Here is a 19873-nt window from a genome sequence, read left to right as displayed (position 1 = left end):
TCCGCCGTGCGACGTGTCCTGTCCGTCGCCGTACTGCTGACGTGGTTCGCGACGCCCGATCCGGCCGCGGGCCAACTGACCGAGCTGTTCGCCCGCGGCGCCGAGGCGGTGCGACGGCAGGCGACCCGGGCGGGCGCCGCCGGGGCCGACGCCGCCACCGTCACCCGCACCGTCAACGTACAGGACGTGGACCTCGCCACGCTCAAGGAGCGGCTGGCCCGCTTCGGCGTGTACGTGCCGATCGAGGCGGAGGGGACCGTCAGCGCGAGCCTCACCGTCACCGCCCGGCTGGCCCAGATCACGCAGTCCGGTGCGATCACCGCGACCGGCCGGATCACCTCCCCCCGGCTGACCCTCGCCCCCGCCCCCGGCGCCTTCCAGGCCGACCCGGTCGCGGCCCCCCCGCCGGCGGAGCCGCTCGTGCTGACGGACGTCGTCGCGGACCTGTCGCTGGCCCGCGGGGTGCTCGCGCTGAACGACCTCACCGTGAACCTGCCGGCCGACGGGGTCGCGGTCGGGGGGCCGGTCGGCACGCTGACCGGCTCCGCCTCGCTGCCGCTGGCCGGGGAGGAGACCGAGGCGACGGCGACCCTCACCGCGACCGACGTGCCCCTCGCCCTGCTGTGGGAGCGTCTGGGCGAAGGACTGCCGGTCGCCGGGGGGACCTTCACCGGCACGGTGACCGCCGCCGTGCCCTGGCCGGAGCGGGGCGACCCGACGGCGTACGAAGCGACCGCCCAGGTCGCCGCCACCGGGCTGACCGTCGCCGGCCGGGCCGTGAACGACCTGAACGCCGCCCTCGCCCTCGCCGACGGCACGGCCGAGCTGGAACGCCTCTCGGTCCTCGTCGCCGGGCAACCGCTGCGGGGCGCCGCCTCGGCGGGGATCGTCGCGCCGTACCCGTTCGAAGCGGCGGTGACGAGCGATCGGTTCGACCTCGCCGCCGTCGAGGCCCTCTTTCCCGACGGGCGCCCGGCGTGGCTGCCGGAGAAGCTGTCCGGCACGCTCGCCCTGGACGTTCAGGCCGACGGCACGCTGGAGCCGTCGGCCGGGACTCTCGCCGCGTCGCTGCGGGGCGGCGCCGCCCTGCCTCCGGCGGGTGCTGACGGCGAGGGCGCTGAGGGGGAGGCGGGCGAACCGCTGCGGATCAACGGGTTGGCGATCACGGAGGTGCGGGCGGACCTCGCCGCCGCCTTCTCGCCGGATCCCGAGAACGAACCGGACCCGGGGAACGAACCGGAACCGGGGCTCGTGCCGGACCTGGGGGACGCCGAAGAGGCGACGATCGCGGTGCGGAACCTGCTCGTGCGCACGGAGGCCGGCGCGGTGACCGGCTCGGCCACCGCCGACCTCGCCGGCCCCGGCGCCTGGACCGTGGAACTGGCAGCCGCCGACCTCTCCCCCCGACTGCTCGAAGCCCTGCCGGAGAGCGTGCGGCCGCCGGACGAGGCGATCGGCGGGGACGGCACGCTGTCGGCCCGCGGCACGGCCGCCGGCACGCTGGAGCCGCGGACGGTCGCCGCCGCGGACCTGACCTTCGACGGGGAAAATCTGACGGTCCTCGGCACGCCGCTGTCGGAGGTGACGGCGCGCCTGTCCGTGGCGAACGAGACGCTCGTCTTGGAAAACCTCGCCCTCGAACTGCCGGTGGACGGGCGACTCGGCCGGCTGACCGGCTCCGCCGCGCTCCCGCTGACCGAGGAGGCGCAGACCGAGGCGGCCGTCGACCTCGCCGCGACCGACGTGCCGCTCTCCCTGCTGTGGGATTACCTGGGCGACGACCTGCCCGTGTCCGGCGGGACGTTGACCGGCACGGTGACGGGCCGCGTGCCTTGGCCGCAGCGCGACGACTTGGCGGCGTACGAGGCGACCGCTGAGATCGCCGCCACCGGGCTGACGGTCGCCGGCCGGGCGCTGGACGACCTGGACGCCGCCCTCGCCCTGGACGACGGCGTCGCCGAACTCGATCGGTTCAACGCGCTGATCGCCGGGCAACCGCTCCGCGGCGCCGGGGAGCTGGGCGTCGTCGCGCCGCATCCGTTCGAAGCGACGGCGACCAGCGAGCGGTTCGATCTGGCCCTGCTCACCGCCCTGTTCCCGGACGAGCCGCCCCACTGGCTGCCGGCGAACGTCGCGGGCACGGCGGCTCTGGACGCGCAGGCCGAAGGGACGCTGGAACCCGCCGCCGTCTCCCTCGCCGCGACGCTCCGCGGCGGCTCCGCGCTGCAGCCGGACGGAGACCCGCTGTCCGTGAACGGATTGGCGGTGACGACGCTCAGCGCCGACCTCGCCGTCGCCTACTCCCCCGAACGCGGGAACGACGGCGAGGCCGACCCCGGCAACGACGGCGACGCCGTGGACGAGGACGGCCCGGACGCGATCAAACTGACGAACGTCGTGCTGCGCACCGAGGCCGGCAGCGTGGTCGGTTCGGCGACCGCGGATCTCACCGGCGCCGGCGCCTGGACCACGGAACTGACCGCCACGGACCTCGCCCCCCGGCTGCTCGAAGCCCTGCCGGAGCCGATCCGCCCGCCGGCCGGGGCGTTGGCGGGGGAGGGTTCGCTCACGCTGGCGGGCACGCTGGCGGGCACGCTGGAGCCGCGGGCCCTCACCGCCGCGGAACTGACCCTCAGCGGGGACAACCTGCGGGTGTACGACGTGCCGGTGTTCGACGTGGCGGGGAACCTGTCGGTGGCGAACGGGGAGGCGGCGCTGACGGACGTGCGGGCGGTCACCGACCGCGGGACCTTCACCGGCGGCGCCGCCGTCGGCCCGGACGGCTGGACCGCCGAGGGCCGGCTGGGCGAGGTCACCGCCGCCGCGTTCGACCTGATCCCGGAGTGCGTCCGCCCGCCGGAGTGGCTGGTGGCCCGGCAGGGCCGGTTCGCCGCCGCCGGCCGGGCCCGCGGGCCGGCGAACCCGTGGGGGCTCGAACAGGTGCGGGCGGACGTGCGGGGGACCGGTCTGCGGCTGTTCTCCCTGCCGGTGGAGACGCTGTCGGCGGACCTCCGCCTCGCCGACGACCGCCTGACCGCCGCCGAGGTGAACGTCGCCTTCGAGGGCGCCGGCGCCGGCGAAGGCGAGGGCGAAGAGGGCGAGGCGCCGGGCGGGTCCCTGACGGGCATCGCCGCGGTGGACTTCGACCGTCCCGACCTGCCGCTGACGGCCGAACTGACCCTGTCGAACCTCGACCTGACCCGGCTGCCGGCGGACCTGCTGCCGCCGGAGTACGGGCTGAACGGCGTCGCCGCGGGCAACGGCCGGATCGACGTGCGGTTCCCCCCGCCGCCGGACCCGGACGCCACCGACCCGAACGACCCCTGCGTGCCCCGCCGCGGCTTCCGGGTGGCGGCGGCGGACGGCTCCGTCACGCTGCGGAAGCCGACGCTCGCGCTGCCCGGCGGGGGGAGGATCGCCTTGCGGGAGGCGTCCACGAAGTTCGGCGTCGCGAACGACTCCTTCCAGTGGCGCGACCTGCTGCTCGTGCCCGTTCCGCCGAACGGGAGTCAGACGGCCCGGGGGCGGCTGACGGGCGAGGGCGCCGTCGGGCTGTCGGCGCCGCGGCCGTTCCGGGCGACGCTGCGGTGGGACGAGTGGCCGACCGACGCCCTGCTCCCCCCGCTGCTGGGCGCCCTCGGCTTCCCCGCCCCCGAGGAGCCCGCCGCCGCAGAGGCGCCCCTCGCCGGCGCCCGCCGCGGCTCCACGCTGGGACAGATCGCCGCGACCGGCACGCTGGAACCGCTCCACCTGGAGACCGCCGAGGGCGTGCTGCGGGCGTCCGACGTCCGTCTGCCGAGGCTGGCGCCGGGGTTGGCGCTGCCGTCGCTGGCCGCGGAGGTCGCCCTCACCCCGGAGCGGCTGACGGTAAACTCCTTCAAAGCCCGCTTCCTCGCCCCGCCGGACCCCGTTTCCGGATCGAACCCGCCGGACGCCGAGCCGCGGGTCGGCACGCTGACCGCCTCCGGATCGCGGTCCCGGCGGGAGCCGCACCCGTTCAAACTGAAGTTCGACGCCGACGACCTGCCGCTGGCGGTCGCCGCCCCGGGCCTCGCCGCCGCGGGGGTGCTCGGGGAGGAAGGCGGCTCCGGGGCCGCCGCCGGCGGGCCGCTGGCCGGGCTGCCGACCGGTCCGGAGGCGTTCGCCGGGACCGTCACGCTGGGCGCGGACCTGTCCGGCTCCGACGACCCCGCCGACCTGCGGGGGACGCTGTCCCTCTCCGGCGAGGAGGTGACGGCGTTCGGCGTGGGGATCGACCTGCTGACGCTCGCCGCGGAGGCCGACGAGAACGTGATCCGGGTGAACCGGCTGGGCGTGGCTCTGGGGCAGGCGGCGGCCTCCGGGCGGGCGGAGCTGCGGACCGACGGCGCCCGACCCTGGGCCGCGGCGGCGAACGTCACCGGCGCCGACCCCCGCGACCTCGCCCGGCGGCTGGCGCCCGTGCTGCCGCTGGCCGTGCGGGAGCTGGGGCCGGATTCCCCCGACAGCCCCGTCGCGCTGGGCGGGGCGTTGAACTTCTCCCTGACCGCGGACGGCCGGCTGGGCGACCCGGCGGCGCCCGAGGGCTCCCCTGAGGCGGCCGCCCCGTGGAACGTCGACGCCGACCTGACCTCGGAGCGGTTCGCCCTCGAAGTCCCCCCGGACGAGGACTTCCCCGGCCTCGGCCCGGTCGTGCTGACCGACGTGACGACGGACCTGTCCGTCGCTCACCCCGCCCGCGGCGGCACCCGGCTGACGGTGGAGCGGCTGGCGGCGAAGCTGGCCGACGGCGACCTGCGGGTGACGGCGTCCGTCCCCCTGCCGCGGGACGAACCCGCCGCGGAACCCTCCGTCGGCTCGCCGGCGCCCCCGGTTGAGCAGGACAAGGTCGAGCCGGAGAAGAACGGGACCGCGACGCTGGCGTGGGTCGGCGGGGACGTGGGCGCGTTGCTGACGGCGGCCTCCCCGCCGCGGTTCGACCCGGCCGCTGGCGGGACCGAACCGGCGCTGACCGGCGCCGCCACCGTGCGGATCGCCTCCGCCTGGCCGGCCGGGCGGCTGTCGCTGAAGACCGTCGCCCTAAACGGCCGGGTGACCAGCGACCTGCTGACGGTCGTGCGGCGCAGCGGCGCCGGGCGGCCGGTGCGGCTGCGGGACGCGATCCTCACCGCCGAACTGGCCGGGGGCGTGGGCAAGGGGGGGCTGGAGGCCCGCGGGCTCGGCGGGGACCTCGGCGCCGCCGCCGCGTTCCGCCCGCTCCCGCCGGCCGTGGAACCGACCCCGCGGCTCGCCGTCGCCCCCGCCCCGGTTACGCCCGCGGGGGCGTTGGACCCGGCCGCCGTGCCCGCCGTCGTCACGGACCCGATCGCCGGGGAATCGGTCGCCGTGAGACCGGCCGCCGCGGACTCCAACGACTTCGGCTTCGGTTCCTGGCCGTTGCGGGTGGTCGCCTCGGCGGGGGTGCGGAACGGGGATCTGTTGGAACTGGAATCGGTCCTCCGCGGCCGCAGCGGGGCGGCGCCGTCGCTCCGCGGGCAGGCCGACCTGTGCCTGCGGTTCGACTCCCACCCCGAGGGCCCGCCGGTCGATCTGGCGGCGCTGCTGCCCGGCGTCGCCCCCCCGCCCGGCTGCGCCGCCCTGCCGACGCTCCCGCCGGCGGAGGTCGAATCCCTGCGATCCGGCCCCCCGCCCCGGCTGACCGGTACGGTGCGGCTGCGACAGGTCACCTGGGGCGGCAAGCAACTCGTCAACGACGCCGCCCTGGCGATCGACGCCCGCGACCCGACCGACTGGACCGGCGAACTCCGCAACGGCCGCTACGCCGGCGGCACGTTCCAGTTGACCGTGGGCCCCCCGCCCGGCGGCGACTCCCTGAACGGCGCGGTGCGGATCGAACTGCTGCTCCGCGACGCCGAAGCCGCCCGCGCCTTCGCCCCGGTCCCCTGGCTGGGCGAGAACGTCACCGGCCGGCTGGGCGCGCGGCTGAACGGCGTGCTCGGGGTGCACTCCATTTCCCTGCGGGGTCAGGTGGAACTGGACCGCGGACGGTTCCTCGCCGCGGAGGCCCCCGGTCGGCCGGGGAACGAATACCTGTTCGACGTCTCCCGGTGGCGGCTGCCCACCGAGCTGGTCTACACCCCCGCCGCCGGCTCCGGCCGGGTGCGGATCGGCGGGGCCAGCGCCACGCTGGGCGGCGGCTCCGTGGAGGGCGCCGCCGTGGTCGATTTCGGCCGCAGCCCCGGCGTGGGGCTGGACGTCGATCTGGACCTGCGGGGCGTGGACTCCAACGTGTTCACCCGGGGGGCCGGCGGGAACCTGACCGGCGGCCGCGTCGCCGGCTCCGTCACGCTGGCCGGCCGGGCCGTCGACGGGCTGGAGGACCTGGAGGGCGAGGCCCGGCTGATCCTGTTGAACCCCTCCCCGCAGGGCTTGCCGGTGCTCAGCGCGCTCCAGCCCTTCCTGAAGTTCCGCGGCCCCGCGACGGCCCGCACCGGCGAGCTGGCGGTGCGGTTGCGGAACTCCATCGCCCGGATCGAGAAGCTGACGCTCTCCGGCCCCGGCATCCGGCTGTTCGCCAGCGGGACCGCGGCGCTGCCCGCCGGGCGGCTGGACCTGGAGGTCGTCGCCGACACCGGCCCCCGCAACGTCACCGAGGACGTGCTCCTCCGCCTGATCGAGGAATCCGCCGGGCCCACGCCGGTCGGCTTCGCCCTCCGGGCCGCCCGCCTGCTGCGGGACCGCGTGGTCTATCTGCACGTCGGCGGGACGGTCCGCCGCCCGCGGGTCCAGGTGCAGACCGGCCGGCAGGTTCGGGAGGAAGCGATCCGCTTCCTGTTGGGCGAACTGTTCGTCCCCGGCGGCGGCCCCGGCGCCGCCGCCCCCGGCGGGTGACGCGGCCTCCCTCCTCGCCCCTGGGGCGGGGAGCGGGGCCGGCGGCGTGTGGGCTGCGGGGCGGCTCGTTACCCTGCGGGCATGGCCGCACCCGAGAACGACCCGACCGCCCCCGAGGGCGACCGTACCCCCTCCCCCGCCGCGACCCCGCCGGCAGAGCTGTTCGACCTGACCGACCGTCGGGCCGTGGTCGTCGGCGGCACCGGCGTGCTGGGCGGGGCGATCGCCGAAACCCTGGCCGCCGCCGGCGCCGAGTTGATCATCGTCGGCCGCGGGGAGGCCGCCGGCAACGAGGTCGCCGACCGCATCAAGGCCGCCGGCGGAACCGCCCGGGTCATGACCGCCGACGCCACCCGCCGGGAGGATTTCGAAAGCCTCCGCGACGCCCTGCTGGCCGAGGGCGCCGCCCCGGACGTGCTGGTGAACGCCGCCGGGGTGAACGCCGCCACGCCGTTCCTGGAGATCTCCGACGACGAGTGGCACAAGATCTTCAAGGTGAACCTCGATTCGGTCCGGCTGGCCTGTCAGGTTCTCTGCCCGCCGATGCTGAAGCGGGGCTCCGGCAGCGTGATTAATTTGGCCAGCATGTCCGCGGAGATCCCGCTCTCCAAAGTCTTCACCTACAGCGCCAGCAAGGCGGCGGTGCTGAACCTCACCCGCAACCTCGCCCGGGAGTGGGCTCCGCGGGGCGTGCGGGTGAACGCGCTCTCCCCCGGCTTCTTCCCGGCGGAGCAGAACCGCGACATCCTCTCCGAGGAGCGGGTCGCGGCGATCATGAACCACACCCCGATGAACCGCTTCGGCGACCCCGGCGAACTGGCCGGCGCCGTGCTGCTGCTCGCCTCCGACGCCGGCCGGTTCATGACCGGCGTGAACCTCTGCGTCGACGGCGGGTTCAGTGCGATGACGATCTGAGGAATGTGGGATTGGGGATGTCGGATGGCGGATATGCCCCGTTCGACGCCGCCCCAAGCCCCTCCGTCCCCCATCCCAAATCCGACGTCCGACATTGCTCATCCTCGCCACCCGCAACCGGAAAAAACTGGCGGAGGTCGTCGATCTCCTCGCCCGCTACGGAGTGAGCGGCGACGCGGTGCGGGACGTCTCCGTTTTTGACGAGGGCGGCGAACTGGCCCAATACGGCCCGGTTCCGGAAGTGGTCGAAGACGGCGAAACCTTCGCCGCCAACGCCGCCCTCAAAGCGACGCAGACGGCCCGGTTCCTCGCTGAGCAGGGGGTCCCCCCCTTCGCCGACGGGACCGGGTTCGTGCTGGGCGAGGACAGCGGCCTGTGCGTGGACGCGCTGAAGGGGGCGCCGGGCGTGTACAGCGCCCGCTACGCCGGCACGCACGGCGACGACGAGGCCAACAACGACAAATTGCTGCGCGAACTGGACGACGTCCCGCCGGAGAAGCGCGGCGCCGGGTACGTGAGCAGCGTCGCGGTGGCCGACCCCGCCGGGGACGTCGTGCTGACCGCCGAGGACGCCTGCCGCGGCCGCATCGCCGCCGAGCGCCGGGGGACCGGGGGGTTCGGTTACGACCCGCTGTTCGAAATCCGCGAGCTGCACCGCACCTTCGGCGAACTGCCGGCGGCGGTGAAGCGGGCCCTCTCCCACCGCGGCCGGGCGTTGCGGTCCCTCGGCCCCCAATTGGCCGGTCTGCTGCGGTCCGCCTGACGCTCCCCCCGGTTCGCCGTGGCCCTGAGGCGGCGCGCGTCGGACCCTACGGCTCGGAGAGCCCCTGCGGGAAAGGGGGAACCACGAACCGGGAACGCCCCCAGCGGGTCCGACCGGCGGCGACGGTTCCGCCTTCCGCGAGCCCCGCCCCCGCCCGGATCCGCGGCGCCGGGGAGAACCCCCCGTTTCACCCCGCGGCCGGGTGGCGTACACTTCCCCCAGCGGACGACGGGTCCGACCGGTTCGGCCGGATTCGCCTCGCCCGCACCTCAACGGGAGAACCGGAGACGTGAGCGTGCCCAGCGACAACCGGCCCCCCACCAACCGGCTCGGCGTTCCCAACGGCGGCCCCCCCGGCGACGGGCGACCCGGCGACGAATCCGGCGACGGCGTCCCGCCGCTGACCGCGGCCGGCAAAAAACCGGTGCGGCTCGGCCCGCTGGTCGTCAGCGGAGAGATCGACAACACCCGCCCCTACGCCGTGTGCGGCTGGATCAAGCTGCGGGGCCAGGAACACCCCATCACGCTGAACCTCACCGGCGACGCCGGCGAGGGCCTCCGCGGCAAACGGGTGCGGTTCGAGTCCGCCCCCGACGGCGTGCAGATCTTCACCCCGCCGGAGCTCTCCGAAGCCCTCGCCTGGCAGCAGGTCGGCCCGACCGGCCCGATGACCCTCGACCGCCCCGGCCCCCGCGAGCCCGGCGGCGCCCTGCGGAGCGGCGATCACGGCCCCGCCGCCGGCCTCACCCCGCCGGCCTCCGGCCCCACCCCCGCCCGGCCGAGCTCCGACCCCGCCCGCCCCGGCCGCGACCTGTTGCGGTTGGAATGGGACAGTCAGAACGGCCGCGTCCGCCTGCACCTCGCCGGCCCCGTCATCACCGAACTGCCCTCCCACGACGAGGAGGACGACCTGGACGACCCGGACCTCGTCGCCGGCTCCGACCGGGACGACGACGAACGGGCGGGCTACTCCGACGACGGCGATTTCCGCCTCGGGTACGACGACGAAGAGGACGACGCCCCCTACGCCGACGGCGAGGCGCTGTTCGACGACGAGGACGACGACCCGTTCGGCCTGTTCGACCCTGCCCTGCAGGACGCCCTCGATGACGACGCCGACGCCCTCGACCGGGACGCGATGCCCGACCTGTTCGGCAGCGGCTTCGGGGGCTTCGGCGACGACGGTTACGAAGGCGGGTTCGGCGAGGGCGAGGCCCCCGGCGGGCAGTTCGGCGAGGACCTCCGGCGGCTCGAAGCCCTGATCGAGGGCGGCGCCGGCGTGCCGATCGGGCAGGTGTTCGATCCGCCCCTGCGGCTCCGCCGGCCCGAGCAGCTGGACGACGCCAAGGTCGAGGCCGCGCTCAAACTGCTGCTCTCCCGCTTGGCGGAGCACGGCATCGCCCTAGACGTCTGCGAGCACTTCACCCCCCGCGAGAGCTACGCCTACCTGCTGGAGGAGATCTGCCCCACCGAATTAACGCACCCGGAACTCGACCCGGTGCGGTGGGTCCAGCACTTCAGCACCTCCGACGCCTGCCCGGCCTGCGAGGCGGAGTTCGAGCGCGAGTTCGAAGAATACGAACGCAACCGCCGCCGCCGGGACGACGACGAGGAATAGGGCCGCCCTCACGCCGTTCACCGCCCGCCGGCTCACCCGTCAGACGATTGATCACCGCAATGAGCGGGAACGGGTGAACCGTTCGCCCCCCTCACCCCCGGCCCCTCTCCCTCCAGGGAGAGGGGAGCAGAGCGCAGCGAACCTCTTCTCATCGTCCGCAGATCGTGTCCCCCCTCGCCCCCTTTTGGGGGAGAGGGGTCGGGGGTGAAGGGGCAGCGACGCCTGATTGCTCTTCAGATAGCGTATCCGTTATTGACCAGAGGCTCGGTTCGGCCGTAGCGACCAAACTCAATGACGTTTTCATGGTGAAACACGCAGGCCCATTGGCCTGTGGAGTCCGTCGCAATCATCGAGTCGCCGACGGACCAAGCAAACGCGTCCCAGTATTTCACGAGCAGCCGCCAAGGCATGCGGAGCGCTTGTCGACGATCGTAGAACGCATAAATCGTCGTTCCGTACGGCACGGACCGGCCGTACAGCCATTGGCGTACGGACTCGACGCCGGCATCGGTGTTCCAGGACTCGTCGGGCAGCCGCAGACGCTCACAAAGCGGGAAGCCCAGGCGGTCGGCCGATTCCCACGGGAGTAGCCGGTCGAGCCAAGCGATCAGTCGTCGCCGATCCTCCAGTTCCACTTTGGCGATCGACTCGAGATGCGTTCGCGGGAGAGGACCATAATTCTCCTCGAGCCACGCGAACCCCCGTTCTTCCGGCGAAAGTTCCGACCAGCGAACCACGTCGGGTGTGAAACCGAACATCGCAAACAGGTCCTTCATTGAGCCGGCAACCTTAATCTCCCGTCCCCTGTCGGCGGTGACGCCCGATGGCACCTCAGGCGACGCGCGGCCGGAGCTTGCGCTCCGGGCTCACATGCGATCGCTCCGCCCCTACCGCGGTTGCCGAGCCTGGGCGAATTTGATGTTGCCGACCAGCGGGACGGTCGTGCCGTCCGGCAGTTTGTCGCCGCTGACGGCGCCCACGGTTTTAATGAACCAGCGGTAGTTCAGGTCGTAGTCCGGATCGATCGTGACGGACAGCTCCTCGTTGGGGGTCTCCCCGCTGGGGTCGCCGGCGATCGCGCGGATCTTGCTCGTCAGTTCGGCGAACGCCGCCTCGTCGTTGCCGAGGTTCACGCCGTTGAGCTGCAACGCCCCCAGCTCCCCGGTCGGCGTGGCCAGCACGCGGACGTCCATCTCCGGGATCAGCGAGTCGCTTTCGGAGTTGCCCTGGCCCAGCGGCATATTAATGCCGAACTCGCCCTCCGGGGCGACGATCTTCAACGTCAGCATAAAGAAAATCAGGAGCTGAAACACGACGTCGATCATCGGCGCCATCTGCGGCGCGATTTTTTCGGCCTTGCTGCCGCCGCGGAATTTCATGGGTGCGCTTTCAAACTCGCTGATCGGTGGGGGACGCCGCGACGCCCGTCGTTGCGGCGCCCGTCGTTGCGGCGTCGGTCACTGTTCTTCCTGCTGGGCCTTGACCGCGAACAGCGTGAACTGTTGGGCCTGCGCTTTGGAAATCAGGTTTTGAATCTGTCCGCTGGGGACCTCCGCGTCGGCCCGGATGACCACGGTCACGTCCTCCAGCTTCGTGCCCTCGTCCTGAAAGCCGCGGGCCTCCCGGGCGAGGATCGCGTCGGCCTGCGGGATCGGCACGCCCTTCCCCTCGTCGGCCTGGTCGAACACCAACGCCTCGTCCGGGTCGCCGATCACCGACCCGTCGGCGTTGCGGTTGAACCCGACGTTAAGCAGCAGGTCCTTGTCGCGGGGAGCCTCGATGGGGCGGGCGATGGCGTCGATCGGCAGCTTGACCCGCTCGTCGGCGCGGGTGTTTTCGAAGTTCGTAATCACCATAAAGAAGGCGATTAGTTGGAACACGATGTCGATCATCGGGGTCATATCGACCTCCGCGACGTTCGGTTCCCGCTCTTTGACGCGCATCGTCCGCTCCGGCGGTGGGGGCTATAAATGGGACCGGGGGATCGGGCTCAGGCGTCCTTCTTGGTCCGCCCCAGGGCGCTGAAGCGCTGCATCAGGCCCTCGCTGACGATGCCCACCTCCAGGATGTAGCGGGCCACGCGGTTCCGCAGCAGGCTGTAGGCGACCATCGCGGGGATCGCGATCGCCAGCCCTTCCAGCGTGGTGAAGAGCGCCTGCGAAATGCCCTGGGCCAGCTCGGCCGGTTTGGGGGCGGTGGTGCTCTGGGCGATCGTCTGGAAGGAGGCGATCATGCCGGAGACCGTCCCCAGCAGGCCCAGCATCGGGGCGATGGCGCCCAGCAGCGCCAGGTAGCTGAGGCTGTGCTCGTAGGTCATGTTTTCGTCCTCGCCGACCTCCTGCATCGCCTCGACGGCCTCCGGGTAGCCGCGGTTCAGCCGCCCCAGCCCGGCGGCGAGCACGCGGGCCACCACGCTCTCGTCCTCGCGGGCCAACTCGTAGGCGCCCTGATAATTCTTGGCGCCCAGTTCGGCCTCGAAGTCCTCCACGAAGCCGTCCGGCAGGAAGTTCTGCCGCCGCACCTTGAGCACGTTCAGCGTGATCAGGGCCACGGTGACGAACGAGAGCGTCAGGAAGATCAGGCCGAACAGCCAGCCGTTCGCCTCCAACATCCAGACCAGGAAGTTCTGGCTCTCCGGCGCCGCGGCGGTCGCGGGATCGGCGCCCCCGGCGGGGGCGGCGTCCACGTCTTGGGCGAAGCTCGCCGCGGGGGTCAGCAGGAACAGGCCCAACAACAGGGCGGACGCGAAGCGGCGGGACATGGCGGGACGGCGGGAACCGGTCGGAAGGTGAGCGGGAACGATGACGGGCGGGACGCGGGGCGTCGGCCGGGGGCTGAGCGGGCGGTCGGGGCGGCGGTCTAAACGGGCGGTCTAAACGGGCGGTCTAAACGGGCGGGCGGGACCGCGGGTCGGGGACGCGGCGGCGGGCGGAAATCAGCCGGCGGAAATCAGCCGGCGGACAGCTTTCCGGCCCAGTCGCTGTTCGGGTAATTGGTCTTCAATTTGGCGGCGGCTTCGGCGGCCCGCTCCGGCAGGCCCACGGTCGCCCACAGCCGGGACAAATGATACAGGCTCTCCGCATGCGCGGCGCTGGCCCCGGAGTAGAGCACATCGACTTTGAGGTATTCGAGGATCGCCGGTTTGGTTTCTCCGGTCGCCTGCAGGCTCTCGCCCCGGCCGACGTGGGCGGCGGCCCGCAGTTCGGCGTCGCTCGCGTCGGTTTCGTCCAGCACGCCCTCCAACACGGTCAGCGCCTCGTCGTGCCGGTTGAGCCGCGTCAGCGCCGCCGCCCGGCCGATCTTCGCCTCCGCGGCGGCCCGGCCCTCGGCGTTCTGCAGCACGGAATCGAAGGCGCTCAGGGCGGCGTCCGCCTCGTTCCGCTTCAACGCCAGCTGACCTTCGGCGACGGCGGCGGCCGTTTGGAACTCTTCCGACGGGCTCTGCTTGAGCTGTTCCAGCGTCGCGGCGGCGGCGTCCAGCTCGCCGGCGGCGGTTTGCACGTCGACCAGCATCCGCAGGGCCGGGTCGGTGCGGAAGTGGTCCGGGTAGTCCTTGACGAACTGCTGCAGCGAGGCGACGGCCTCCGCCCGGCGGGCGGGGTCGTTCAGGGCCAGCTTGCCCAGCACGCGGGCCACTAGGAACTGCCCGTCCGCCTTGGCGAGCGGGCCGATGCTCGCCATTTTCGGGGCCGCTTCGCGGTAGACCTCCAGCGCCCCCACCAGGTCGCCGCGGCCCTCGCGGCCGCGGGCGGCGCCCATCGTCGCCGGTTCGCCGTCCCAACTCACCTCCGCGATCTCCGCGGCCGGAACCGTCTCCGCCGGGTCGGTCGCGGGCTTGATCGTCAGTTCGCTGCGGTCGCCGGCGGTGATCGTCCCGGGGATCGTCGGCTCGCCCCGGGGCGTCACGGAGTCCGCCCACGCCGGCGCCGCCAGCAGGGCGAACGCGGCGGCACCCCAAATCACGGCGAACCGGGTCGCGGCGGGCCGGGAGCCGGAGCGACGGGCGGCGGGAAGCGGAAGGGCGATCATCGGGCGAGCGAAAGTCGGAGCGAACGGGGCGACGGCCGGCAGGCGGCGAAACGCGCCGCGGAGCGGACCGCGGCGGGGCGGGCGGCCGCGGGGGCTATTCCGAAGGCGGCTTCGGCCGCCGCTTGCGGGGCGCGTCGGATGAAGACGAACCGGACGACGAAGAGCCCGACGACCCCGACGAGGAGGAGCGGCGGCGAACCGTTTTGCCGTCCGGCGCGGCGGCGCCGGAGCCGGCGGACCGCCGCGTCTTCCCGCTGGAGGAACTCCCGCTCACGGACGAGCCGGAGGACGAACCGGACGAGGACCGCCGCCGTTTGACGGCTTCCGGGCCGGACGTGCCGGAACTGGACGAGCCGGAGCGGGTCCGCGGGGCGGTTCCGGCGGCGGGCTTGGAGGCTTTCTTCTGCGGCAGGGCGGAGAAGTCCGGGAAGCCGGTGCCGGTCGGCCCGTCGTCCTCGTCGGCGGCCGGCGCGGCGGCGGGGATCGGGGCGATCTCCGGCAGCGAGCTGCGCACCACCCCGTGCCCCTTCATCTTGGCGTGCGTGGCGCCGTCGTCCCGCGGTTTGCCGGTCGAGCGGCGGGCGGCCCGCTTCCGGGGCTTCGGCTTGAAGGCGACGATCGCCCCGATCGTGATCAGCGACAGGACCACCAGCCCGACGATCAGCAGCACGACGTTCGGGCCCTCGTCCTCGTCTTCCGCCGCGGCGTTGGGGGACGCGGCGTTCTGCGGGGCGGTCCCGTCGCCGGCGTCGGCTAGTTGGGAGTCCCCGCCGTCGCCGGAGGGGGTTCCGGCGGGGGCGCCGCCGGCCGGCAGCGGCTCCGGCGCGGTCACGCCCCGGCTCTCCTGCAGGCTGCGGTACAGTTCCTCGGCCCGCGCGCGGGTTTCCGGGGCGATCTTGTCCGGCGGGGTCAACGTCACCCAAGAGAGCAGTTCCTTCTCCGCCTTCTGGTACTCGGCCTTCCGCTCCTCGCCGGACTTCGTCTCGGCCAGGGCGGCCCGCACCGTGGGGATCTGGAGGCGGGCGTCGTTGTAGTCGTCTTGAAAACGATCCCCCTCCGGCGTCGCCAGTTGCCGGGCGAGCATCTGGGAAATCTTGCCCCAGCCCCAGACGTGGGCCGCCTCGTCCCCGGTGAGGGCTTTGACCAGCGTGGCGGCGTCGGCCTCGGCCGCGCCCCAGTCAGCCAGCAGATTGGCGGCGACGGTCTGCACGTTCAGGGCGTTCGGCTTGCCCTCGAGCACCTGTTCGACCTGGGCGTAGCCCTCCTGGTACTTGCCGGCGCCGGCCAGCACCTCGGCCAGCCGCAGCCGCACGGCGTTCTCCGCGGACTCCCGGTTCTCGTCCGGCAGATGGTTTTGCGCGGCGGACCGCAGGGCCTTCGCGGCGGCGTCGTAGTACTGCCGGGCCTGGGCGGAGTTCTCCGGCAGGCTCTCGGCGAGGCCGGCGTAGGTCTCCGCGACCCACATCAGCGAGCCGAACGTCTGGTCGTCCGAACCGGCGATCTCCTCCAGGAAGCTGACGAGGTTCGCCCGCGCCTCGTCCCGTTCCGGGCCGGGCGGGATGCCCTCGAGTTCGTCCTGAATCTGCCGGCCCAGCGAGACGAACACGCCCACGTCCCCGCCGGCGCTGACGGACTGGACCTCCTTGATCGTCTCCCGGGCGGCGTCGATGTTTTTGAGGCCGATCTGAGCCCGCAACAATTGTTGATAAACGATCTTGGCGAACGCGGCGCTTTCGATCCCCCGCTCGGGCCGTTCGCCCTCCCCGGGGGCGGCGACGGCGTTCTTCACCTTCGCCTTGCCGCCGGTCAGTTCGTCGACGGCCTTCTGGAACTCGCCCTCGCCGTTATAAATCTGGGCGAGCGTCGTTTTGCCGATCACCAGCGCGGGCGAAGGCTCCGCGTCGCCGCTGAGGGCGGCCTCGGCCTTGGCGACGCCGCGTTGCAGGTACTGCTTGGCCTCCTCACGCAGGGTTTCCGGGCCCGGTTCGTCGGCAGACGGGTCGCCGGCGGGGGGCGCGGTCGCGGGGTCGTCGGCCGCCTCGGCCCGGGCCAGCTCCAGGCTGCGGCGCCAGAGGGCGTCGCCGGCCCGCAGCTGGGCGTCGGCGTAGCCGGGGTCGGACTCGGGGATCGCGGCGAACGCCTCGGCGGCGCGGGCCAGTTCGCCCTCGTTCAGCAGCACGCGGCCGAGGGTCACGCGGGCCTTGGTGGCCTGGTCGCTGTCGGGGTACTGCTCCGCGATCCAGGAGGCCATCCGCTCCAACTGGGCCAGCTCGAAATCGCCGTCGAAGCCCTCCGGCCGGGACTGGTAGGCCTGCGTCCAGGCCAGCGCCGCCGTGCTGGCGGCCTGCAGCGGGATGGCGGACTGGTCCGGGGCGTTCTGGTTCTCCGGGTCCGGCGGCGGGGGGGTGAAGTGCTTGGCGACGTGCTCCGCCAGCACGGCGGCCTCGTAATTACGGCCGGACAGGGCGTTGACGTACGCCAGCAGGTAGCGGGCCCGGTTCAACTCGCCGACGTTGGTGGTCGAATCCGCCAGCGTGTTGGCGGCGTTGAGCAGCCGGGCGATCTCCGACAGCAGGGAGTCCAGGTCCCCCTGGGCGGCGGCCTTGTCCTCCGGGCTCTCGGCGGCGGCGACGGCGTCCTGCTTCTCCTTGAGCTGGCGGAGCAGCGCCTGGGCGGCGTCGAAGGCGTCGGCGAAGCTGCGGGGCTCGTCCCGATCCAGGCCGAGCTTCTCCCGCACGCGGTCGGCGGCGAGGGTCGCCGGGCCGCGGACCGCGTCGCTGCGGCGGGCGGCGGTTTGGAAGTCGGTCAGGGCGGCCCGCAGCGCCTGGGTGCGCTCGCGGCCGTCCTCCGCCGGGGCGCCGCGCTCGTGGGCGATGCCGCGCTCGAAGATCACCCCGGCGCCGGTGTCCGTGCCGCCGCGGGCGCGGTCGGCGTCCAGCCAGTTCGTCGCCTGGGTGACGACGGTCTGATGATCGGCCTTGAGCGGGTGGTTGAGGACCGACAACCGCAACCGCTGGGCCGTCCCGCGGAGCCGGTCGACCGCCGCCCGCACCGCGGGGCCGGCGCCGCCGGGCGGCTCCTGATTGACCACTTCCTCCAGGATCGCCGCGGCGGTGGTCAGCTGTTTGACGGCCTCGGCTTTCTCCTCGCCGGAGAGCGCCTTGACCGCCTCCGGGTCCTCCGGCACGCGGGCCATGCGGATCTGGCCCTGAATAATGCGGCCCGGCAGCGCCCCGATTTTGCGGCGGAAGTCGTTGCGCAACTCCTCCAGCGGGGCGTCGGCCTCGTCCAGCAGGCGGCTGCGGTCCGGGCTGCCGACCGGGTAGGTCTGGGCCCGGCGGAACACCACGCGGGCGGCCTCCACCCGGGCCCGGATCAGCCGGCCCTCGGCGGCGGTGCGGCGGGCGACGGCGGCGTCGTCCCGCTGCTCCAGGCCGATCTCCCGGATCGTCCGTTCCAGGCCTTCGCGGGCCCGACCGTAGACCCGTTCGGCGTCTTCCAGCAGGCGCCGGGCCTGCGTTTTCGTCTCCTCCGGCAGCGCGACCGGGTCGTCCACGTCCAGCAAATCGGCGGCGGCCTGTTGCAGGATCTCCGCCCGCAGGAACTGGGCGTCGCCGGCGAGGGGGTGGTTCGGGTTCTTGAGGGCGAAGTCCTCCAGCAGCGCCGAGGCCTCGTCCAGCCGGGCGCGGGCGTTCGCCCCCGGGCCGGCGGTGCGGGCGAGGCTCAGCAGGGTGAGGGCCCGCTCGTAGGGCAGCGCGGTCTTCAGTTCCGCCGGCGTATCCTCGTCGGCGGCGAGGCGGTCGATCTCCAGCAGGGCGTAATCCGCCATCCGCCGTTCCCGCAGGCCTTCCAAAAACGCCCGCTCCGGCCCGTCCAGCGCGGAGGACTCCGCGGCGTCGTCCTGGGCGACCGCGGCCCCGCACAGCAGCCCGCACAGCAGCGCGACGCCGCACAGGCCCGCCGCAACGGGGCGGACCGTCCGCCGGGCCGTCGCCCACGGCCGGACCGTCCGCGGGGGGGGGGCGTGGTGCATACCAGACAGACAGGGGAACGAGTGGCCGGAACGAGTTCCCGAGCGGGAACGCAGTCACGATACGTCGAGAATCAGGGGGCCGCAATTGGCGTCGGGCCGCCGGCGACAGGGCGCGCGGCGAGCGCGGGAACCGTCTGTGAGGGGGAAACCACCCGCCGTCCGCCGGCGCCGGGCCGGAGCGCCGCCCTCGGGGAATCACCCGTGGACTCGTCCCGAACCGCCTCTAGGGTGGAACGTCGCCGGGTTTCCTCCACCCCCATCGACAAGGAATGATGCGGGAGACCGCGGTCCCCCGCGCCACCGGCCCCGTACGCTCCGTCTGCCGTGTCTGATCCCTCCCGCCCGGCGTCCCCCGCCGCCGTTCCGGCCCCGCCGTCCGGGTCGCGTTCGTCCGGGCCGGGTCTGTTACAGGACCGGGACGCCGATCGGTTCGACGTACCCTTCACGGTCCCGCTGACCCACCGCCTGCGGTTCACCCGAGACGCCCTGGGGGCCGACGCCTCCGAACTGGCGGCCCTGCTGGAGTCGGGCGAGGGCGAGCACCGCGTCGTCCCCAAGGTGCAGATCTGGACGGACGCCGCCCTGGCCGAGGGGGTGCCCGGCCTGACGGAGCGTCTGAACGAACTGCTGGCCGAATGGGCCGCCGCGGGCCTGGCGGAGCCGGCGGGGGCGTACCGCATCGTCGGCGGGGAGGCCTGCAAGAACGACCCCCGGCACGTGGACCGGGTGCTTAAGGCGATCAACGACGCCGATCTGGACCGCCGCAGCTACGTGCTCGCGCTGGGCGGCGGGGCCGTGCTGGACGCGGTCGGCTACGCCGCGGCGACCGCCCACCGCGGCGTGCGGTTAATTCGTCTGCCCAGCACCACGCTGGCGCAGGGGGACAGCGGCGTGGGCGTCAAAAACGCCGTCAATCGCTTTCAAAAGAAGAACTGGCAGGGCGCCTTCGCCGCCCCCTGGGCCGTGGTGAACGACGCCCGCCTGCTGGAGACCCTGCCCGACCGCGACTTCCGCGGGGGCTTCAGCGAATGCGTGAAGGTCTCCCTGCTCAAAAGCGCCGAGGACTTCGCCGACCTCTGCGACCGGGCCGCCGCCATTAAGAACCGCGAGTTCGACGCCTACTGGCCGGCCCTGAAAACGAGTTGTCTGTGGCACCTCAATCACATCACCGCCGGCGGCGACCCGTTCGAGGCCCGGGAGGCCCGGCCGCTGGACTTCGGCCACTGGAGCGCCCACCGGCTGGAGCCGCTCAGCGGCTACGCCGTCCGCCACGGGGAGGCGGTCGGCATGGGCGTGGCTCTGGACGTGCTTTATTCCGCCGCCGTCCACGGCCTGCCGCAAAGCGACGCCGACCGGGCGCTGGATTGTCTGGCCGCCCTCGGCCTGCCGCTGTGGCACCCGCTGCTGGGCGAAGCCGACCGGCTGCTGCGGGGGTTGGAGGAGTTCCGCCAGCACCTCGGCGGCCGGCTGACGATCACGTTATTGAACGGCGTCGGCCTCCCGGTGAACGTGCACGAGATCGACGACGCGGCGATGCGGGAGGCGCTGCGGTCGCTCTCCCGGGCCGCCCGCGACCGCGGGGCGACGTGGGAAGGTTTTTTTCAAGATTTAGGACAGTCCCTCCCCCGTCACGCGGAGGCCCGGC

The 19873-nt window shown here is 73.4% G+C and carries 11 protein-coding genes; 5 read left to right on the top strand and 6 right to left on the bottom strand.

Going from position 1 to position 19873, the window contains the following annotated elements; translation table 11 throughout:
- Positions 1 to 6 precede the first annotated feature (6 nt).
- The 4 genes from ACG2DA_RS04150 (at position 7) to ACG2DA_RS04135 (ending at position 10166) form a co-directional block, all read left to right on the top strand.
- The gene (locus ACG2DA_RS04150; protein ID WP_395254208.1) at positions 7 to 6870 is read left to right on the top strand and encodes a hypothetical protein; all 6864 of its coding nucleotides are present in this window, start codon (positions 7 to 9) and stop codon (positions 6868 to 6870) included.
- A gap of 81 nt (positions 6871 to 6951) precedes the next feature.
- Entirely contained in the window at positions 6952 to 7785 is an 834-nt protein-coding gene (locus ACG2DA_RS04145; RefSeq protein ID WP_395254207.1) for an SDR family NAD(P)-dependent oxidoreductase, read from the top strand.
- Positions 7786 to 7879: 94 nt separating this feature from the next.
- The gene (locus ACG2DA_RS04140) at positions 7880 to 8548 is read left to right on the top strand and encodes a non-canonical purine NTP pyrophosphatase (RefSeq protein ID WP_395254206.1); all 669 of its coding nucleotides are present in this window, start codon (positions 7880 to 7882) and stop codon (positions 8546 to 8548) included.
- A gap of 289 nt (positions 8549 to 8837) precedes the next feature.
- Positions 8838 to 10166, top strand: a complete 1329-nt coding sequence (locus tag ACG2DA_RS04135) for a hypothetical protein (protein ID WP_395254205.1) — start codon at positions 8838 to 8840, stop codon at positions 10164 to 10166.
- Positions 10167 to 10399: 233 nt separating this feature from the next.
- On the opposite strand, the gene ACG2DA_RS04130 is transcribed toward ACG2DA_RS04135, so the two are convergent.
- From ACG2DA_RS04130 to ACG2DA_RS04105, 6 genes are all read right to left on the bottom strand, one after another.
- Entirely contained in the window at positions 10400 to 10942 is a 543-nt protein-coding gene (locus ACG2DA_RS04130; protein WP_395254204.1) for a hypothetical protein, read from the bottom strand.
- 111 nt (positions 10943 to 11053) lie between these two features.
- Entirely contained in the window at positions 11054 to 11545 is a 492-nt protein-coding gene (locus ACG2DA_RS04125) for an ExbD/TolR family protein (RefSeq protein ID WP_395254203.1), read from the bottom strand.
- A gap of 78 nt (positions 11546 to 11623) precedes the next feature.
- Complete coding sequence (locus ACG2DA_RS04120) at positions 11624 to 12109, bottom strand: ExbD/TolR family protein (RefSeq protein ID WP_395254202.1); 486 nt, start codon at positions 12107 to 12109, stop codon at positions 11624 to 11626.
- 47 nt (positions 12110 to 12156) lie between these two features.
- Positions 12157 to 12927, bottom strand: a complete 771-nt coding sequence (locus ACG2DA_RS04115; protein WP_395254201.1) for a MotA/TolQ/ExbB proton channel family protein — start codon at positions 12925 to 12927, stop codon at positions 12157 to 12159.
- 188 nt (positions 12928 to 13115) lie between these two features.
- Positions 13116 to 14195 carry a tol-pal system YbgF family protein gene (locus tag ACG2DA_RS04110; protein WP_395254200.1) on the bottom strand — a complete coding sequence of 360 codons (1080 nt, stop codon included), beginning with the start codon at positions 14193 to 14195 and terminating at the stop codon, positions 13116 to 13118.
- A 94-nt stretch (positions 14196 to 14289) separates the two neighbouring features.
- On the bottom strand, positions 14290 to 18228 hold the full coding sequence (locus tag ACG2DA_RS04105; RefSeq protein WP_395254199.1) for a hypothetical protein: 3939 nt from the start codon (positions 18226 to 18228) through the stop codon (positions 14290 to 14292).
- 324 nt (positions 18229 to 18552) lie between these two features.
- Here ACG2DA_RS04105 and ACG2DA_RS04100 point away from each other — a divergent pair.
- Positions 18553 to 19873: 3-dehydroquinate synthase (locus tag ACG2DA_RS04100; protein ID WP_395254198.1), on the top strand; the 1321-nt coding region annotated here is incomplete at its 3' end.

The organism is Alienimonas sp. DA493, from assembly GCF_043951915.1.
GTDB lineage: Bacteria > Planctomycetota > Planctomycetia > Planctomycetales > Planctomycetaceae > Alienimonas.
This window is presented reverse-complemented; position numbering and strand designations above follow the sequence as displayed.